Raw genomic sequence first — 3,869 nt, 5'->3', positions numbered from 1 at the left:
TGGCTGGTCGGCAAATCTGCTAATCGGCACGAACGATCCGATGTTTGCGGCGTTTTCTACGCAGGCAGCTAGCGTGCTAAATCCCGACTATGTCGTTTTGGCTACGGCAAATTGGTACTTTATGATAGCTTCTACCTTTTTGATCGTGATCGTGGGCTCTTTCGTGACCGATAGGATCGTCGAGCCTAGGCTGGGTAAATTTAGCTTTGAGGGCGCGTTAAATTTAAGCGAGCGCGACCAGATCAGCGCGGAGCAAAAACGCGGGCTAAAATTTGCACTCATCGCGACGGTTGTTTTCTCGGTCCTTTTGTTGGCGGCGCTTTTACCGTCAAATTCGCTCTTTGGTGCAAAAGAGGGCGAGAGCTTTACGAAGTCCGTTTTCATGCACTCTATCATCATTTTTATGATGCTATTTTTTATAGTAGCGGGCGCAGCATACGGCGCAGGAGCCGGGACGATAAAAAACAGCGGCGACGCGGTCAAATTTATGGAGCAAGCCGTCGCCGAGCTATCGGGATTTTTAGTTTTGATATTTTTTGCGGCTCAGTTTACATATCTCTTTAACGCCTCAAACATCGGGCTGGTGCTATCGATAAAAGGCTCGGTTTTCTTAAAAGATATTGGCTTAACAGGGCTTAGCCTCATTATCGTTTTTATAGTTGTGATTGCATTTATAAATTTATTTATCGCCGTGGATTCGGCCAAATGGGCCATGATGGCGCCTATTTTCGTGCCGATGTTTATGAATCTAGGCCTCTCGCCCGAGCTAACGCAGGCTGCGTTTAGGATAGGCGACTCGACGACAAATATCATCACGCCTTTGATGCCGTTTTTCGTGCTGATAGTGGCGTTTATGCAGCGCTACGACAGGGGGCTGAAAATCGGCTCGGTAGTCTCGATCATGCTGCCTTATACGGTCGCATTTTTACTCTCGTGGGCGGTGCTGATGTCGGTTTGGTATGCTTTTGACCTACCTTTGGGGCCGGGCGCGGTTATACATTATCTAAAATAAATTTTAAAAAGGAAGAAAAATGACGTTTTCAGAGATTATTTTGACGTTACAAAACTACTGGCGCGAGCAGGGTTGCGTGATACTGCAACCATACGATATGCCTGCGGGTGCTGGCACCTATCATCAGGCGACATTTTTAAGGAGCCTCGGACCAAAGCCGTGGGCGACTGCCTACGTAGCCCCGTCTCGCCGTCCGACCGATGGTAGATACGGCGAAAACCCAAACCGCCTAGGCGCTTATTATCAGTTTCAGGTGCTCATTAAACCGAGCCCCGAAAATATACAGGAGCTTTATCTAAAAAGCCTCGAAAAGCTCGGGTTAAATTTGAAAAATCATGACATTCGCTTCGTCGAGGATAACTGGGAGAGCCCGACGCTGGGCGCTTGGGGGCTAGGCTGGGAGGTCTGGCTAGACGGCATGGAGGTGACGCAGTTTACGTATTTTCAGCAAGTAGGCGGCATCGCATGCGAGCTGGTTTCTGCCGAGATCACCTACGGCCTCGAGCGCTTAGCTATGTATCTACAAGACGTAAATAGTGTCTACGACATCGTTTGGGACGATAGGGGCGGCAACATCGTTACCTACGCCGACGTGCATAAGCAGGGTGAATTTGAGTGGAGCAAATATAACTTTGAAATCGCCGATGTAGATATGCTGTTTCGCCAGTTTGAAAATGCATTCGGCGAGTGTAAACGCTGCTTGGAGGCTAAAATTTCGCTACCGGCGTATGATTATTGCATGCTTGCAGCGCATACGTTTAACGTTCTTGACGCGCGCGGAGCGATCAGTGTAACGCAAAGACAAGACTACATCCTAAAAATCCGCGAGCTAGCCAAAGAGTGCGCGCTGACGTATAAAGCTAGTATCGACGCTGCCGCCCAAAACGACGCGAAGGGCGAATAAAATTTGATGAAAATCGGCGAAATTTATAAAATTTTAGACGAGATTAGCCCGTTTGCGAGTCAAGAGGAGTGGGATAACAGCGGACTGCTCGTGGGCTCGTTTGAGACGGATGTGGAGCGCGTTTACCTTAGCCTTGACGTCGATGACAAGCTTTTAGACGAGGTGCAGCCAAACTCGCTCATCATCGCGCATCATCCGCTGATTTTTAAGGGGCTAAAGTCGTTAAATTTTGACACATATCCAAGTAGCCTAATCGCAAAAATGATGGCTAAAAATTTAAGTTTAATCGCTATGCATACGAACTATGATCTAAGCCATCTAAATGAGTACGTGCTAAGCGAAATTTTGGGCTTTACGCCAAAGGAGCGCGATGGATTCGTACTTTATGCGGACGTAAATTTGAGCTTTGACGAGCTTTGCGATAGGGTAAAAACAAAGCTAAATTTGAGCCATTTAAGGGTTTGTAAGGGGCGAAAATTTGATCATAATGCGCCTATAAAATGCCTTGCATTTTGTACGGGAAGTGGCGGTGATTTGATTGATATCGTTAAAGCGGACCTGTTTTTAACCGGGGATCTGAAGTACCATCAAGCCATGAGCGCCGTGCAAAATAATCTTACTATGCTAGACATCGGACACTTTGAGAGTGAGCGGTATTTTGGGGAGTCGCTTGCAAAATATTTGCAAATTTTGCCGATTCCTACTATAATATCCAACTCAAAAAACCCGTTTTCATACAGTTAAAGGAAAAAGATGAATAAATATTTAGAACAGCTAGTCGAGCTTTCAAGCATCGATAAAGACATCGACGATTTTACTCCGCGCCTTGAGAAAGTTCAAAGCGTTTTAAAAGCGACTAAAGACGAGCAGGCGGTAATTTTAGCACAGATCGAGGATGCGACCACGAGCGTGACCGAGCTAAAAAATCAAAAATCTCAAACCAACGCGCACATAGCCGAATTTAGCGCGAAAATAAAAGACGTCGCCAAAAAAAGCGGCGCTGCAAAAACAGAAAAAGAGATAAAGGCGCTTCAGCTAGAAGACGAGCTAGCTAAAGAGCAGCTAGAAGCCGCAAACGAAGAGGTCGAAAGACTAGAAAAAATCATAGATAGCAAAAATGCGCTTAAAAGCGAGCTTGAGGCGAAGGCCGCGGAGCTTGGCGAAAATTTGACAAAAATCGAGAGTGAAATCTCGGCCGAAGTCAGCGCTATCGAGCAGCAAAGAGATGAAATATACGCTAAGAAAAATAAGCTAGTGGGCGAGATGAATCAAAAAATCTTGACATTTTACGAGAAGATCCGCAAATGGGCGCACAACACCGCCGTCGTGCCGGTCAAAAAGCAGGCCTGCTACGGTTGCTTTATGCAGATAAACGACAAGACTTATTCTGCCGTCATCAAGGGCGAAGACATCGTGACCTGCCCTCATTGCGGCCGAATTTTATACAAAGAAGCGGCGAACTAGCCTTTAAATTTGATAATAATTTATTACGTTTTAGTCCTCGCGGCGTTTGCCCTGGGGGCTTTACCGCTTGCGATTTTAGCTTTTAAGAAAAAGTACAGAGCCTCAATCCCCGCTAGATTTTTTTTGTTTAAAAATCCCAAATTTGACGCCTCGCGCGTGCATTTTCACGCGTGCAGTTTTGGCGAGGTGCGTTCTATCGCGCCGCTAGTTAGCAAATTTAAAGACGCGGCCGCAGTCTCGGTCGTAACCAAAACCGGCTTTGACGAGGCGAAAAAGATCACGCAAAATACGCGCTTTTTACCGTTTGAGATATTTTTACCGTTTTGGCTAAAGCCTGCTAAAATAACGGTTATTTTTGAGGCCGAGCTTTGGCTGGGGCTTGTTTTTTGGGCTAAATTTAAAGGCTCGCGCGTCATTTTGATAAACGCTAGGATTTCTGATAGGAGCTACAAAAGCTATCTAAAATTTGGCTTTTTTTACAGGTATTTG

5 protein-coding genes are annotated in these 3,869 nt (G+C 46.1%); all 5 read left to right on the top strand.

Annotated features, from left to right (window positions below):
* Positions 1-1,012: AbgT family transporter (locus tag Q0546_RS11065; RefSeq protein WP_298793021.1), on the top strand; the 1,012-nt coding region annotated here is incomplete at its 5' end.
* A gap of 19 nt (positions 1,013-1,031) precedes the next feature.
* Positions 1,032-1,916, top strand: coding sequence for a glycine--tRNA ligase subunit alpha (gene glyQ / locus Q0546_RS11060; protein ID WP_002946299.1), 885 nt, complete (start codon positions 1,032-1,034; stop codon positions 1,914-1,916).
* Between the two features lie 6 nt (positions 1,917-1,922).
* Positions 1,923-2,660, top strand: coding sequence for a Nif3-like dinuclear metal center hexameric protein (locus tag Q0546_RS11055; protein ID WP_298793018.1), 738 nt, complete (start codon positions 1,923-1,925; stop codon positions 2,658-2,660).
* A 9-nt stretch (positions 2,661-2,669) separates the two neighbouring features.
* Positions 2,670-3,380 (top strand): zinc ribbon domain-containing protein, encoded by a 711-nt coding sequence (locus tag Q0546_RS11050; RefSeq protein WP_002946305.1) that lies wholly within the window; start codon positions 2,670-2,672, stop codon positions 3,378-3,380.
* 9 nt (positions 3,381-3,389) lie between these two features.
* The coding region (locus Q0546_RS11045) for a glycosyltransferase N-terminal domain-containing protein (RefSeq protein ID WP_298793016.1) at positions 3,390-3,869 on the top strand (480 nt) is incomplete at its 3' end.

The sequence above is a fragment of the uncultured Campylobacter sp. genome, from assembly GCF_937997465.1.
In the GTDB taxonomy this organism is placed as follows: Bacteria; Campylobacterota; Campylobacteria; order Campylobacterales; family Campylobacteraceae; genus Campylobacter_A.
Note: the sequence above shows the minus strand (reverse complement) of the source record. Positions and strands in the feature narration are given on the sequence as shown.